The organism is Bacillota bacterium (assembly GCA_040754675.1).
Classification (GTDB): domain Bacteria; phylum Bacillota; class Limnochordia; order Limnochordales; family Geochordaceae; genus Geochorda.
On the sequence record JBFMCJ010000795.1, the window covers coordinates 1 to 1,503 of the forward strand.

The following is a 1,503-nucleotide window of genomic DNA, read 5'->3' on the forward strand; positions in this document are numbered from 1 at the left end:
CTCGTGTTCGACGAACCGACCTCGGTGCTTACGCCGCAGGAGACGCGGGCCCTGTTCCAGACCATCCGGAACCTCAAGGTCGAGGGGAAGTCGGTGGTCTACATCTCCCACAAGCTGTGGGAGATCCTGGAGATCGCAGACCGCATCACGGTGCTGCGGCGGGGCATGCGGCAGGGGACAGTGGAGCGGAGCGAAGCGTCGCCGGCGATGCTGACGCGGCTCATGTTTGGCGAGGAGCTGCAGGCGGCCGGCGGGGGACGGTGGGAAGAGCCGGCGGGGCGGGAGGCGGCGCTGCTGCTGCAGGACGTGTCGGCCCTGGACGACCGGGGGGTGCCGGCGCTCAATGGGGTCACGCTGGAACTGCGCACCGGGGAGATCCTGGGGGTTGCCGGCGTCGAAGGCAACGGCCAGCGTGAACTCGCCGAGGCCATCGCCGGCACCCGCCCCGTCGCCTGCGGCCGGATCGTGCTGGCGGGGCGTGACGTGACCCGGTGGACGCCCCGGCAGCGCAGGCAGGCCGGGCTGGCGTACATCCCCGAGGACCGGGACGCCGACGGGGTGGGGTTGGAGCTTTCGGTCGCGGATAACCTGATTGCCACCCGGTATCACCGCCGGCCGCTGTCGGCGTGGGGAGTGCTGCGGGGCGGGGCGATCGCCCGCTTCTGCCGGGCGCGGGTCGAGCGGTTTGGCGTGAGGGCGTCGGGGCTGGCGGCGAAGGCACGGACGCTGTCGGGCGGTAACCTGCAGCGGCTCGTGGTGGCGCGTGAGGCCGGGGAGTCGCCGAGGGTGCTCGTGGCCGCGCACCCGACTCGGGGTGTCGACATGAGCGCTATCCGGTCCATCCACCGGGCGCTGCTGGAGCTGCGGGACGGCGGCACGGGCATCCTGCTCATATCGGGCGACCTCGACGAGGTGCTGGCGCTTTCGGACCGCATCGCCACCATCTACCGGGGGCGTATTACCGGGGTCGTGGGGCGGCACGAGGCCGACCGCGAGCGCATCGGTGCGCTGATGCTGGGGGTGGAGGGGCGAGGCGTGGAGGGGCGCTCATCGTGAACGGGCGGTGGTTGCGCGCGGCGCTGAGTAAGGGGCTTATGGAGAGCGGGCTTTTTCGGATGGCCGCGACGTTCGCCGTCGCCCTGGCGCTTGGCGGCGTCGTGCTGGCGGTCTCCGGGCTGTCTCCGCTCGAGGTGTACGGGCTGTTGCTGCAACAGAGCCTGCTGGCACCCGGTGCGCTGGCCGACACGCTACTGGCCGCGACCCCGCTGGTTTTCTCGGGGGTGGCGACGGCGCTCGCCTTTCGGGCCGGCGTGTTCAACGTCGGAGTGGAAGGGGCAATGTACCTCGGGGCCTTCGCCGCCGCATGGGCGGGGTTCACCTGGGTCGGCCTGCCGGGGCCGCTGCTGGTGGCGGCTGCGTTTGTGCTGGGAGGGGTGGCCGGGGCGCTGTGGTCGGCGGGGCCCGGGTATGCCAAGGCCCGCTACAAGGTTGACGAGGTCGTGA

At 71.9% G+C, this 1,503-nt stretch carries 2 protein-coding genes; both read left to right on the forward strand.

The window, feature by feature from the left end; translation table 11 throughout:
- Positions 1–1,056: ATP-binding cassette domain-containing protein (locus tag AB1609_23710; protein ID MEW6049442.1), on the forward strand; the 1,056-nt coding region annotated here is incomplete at its 5' end.
- A partial coding sequence (locus tag AB1609_23715) for an ABC transporter permease (protein MEW6049443.1) occupies positions 1,053–1,503 on the forward strand: 451 nt, incomplete at its 3' end. The genes AB1609_23710 and AB1609_23715, both read left to right, overlap by 4 nt.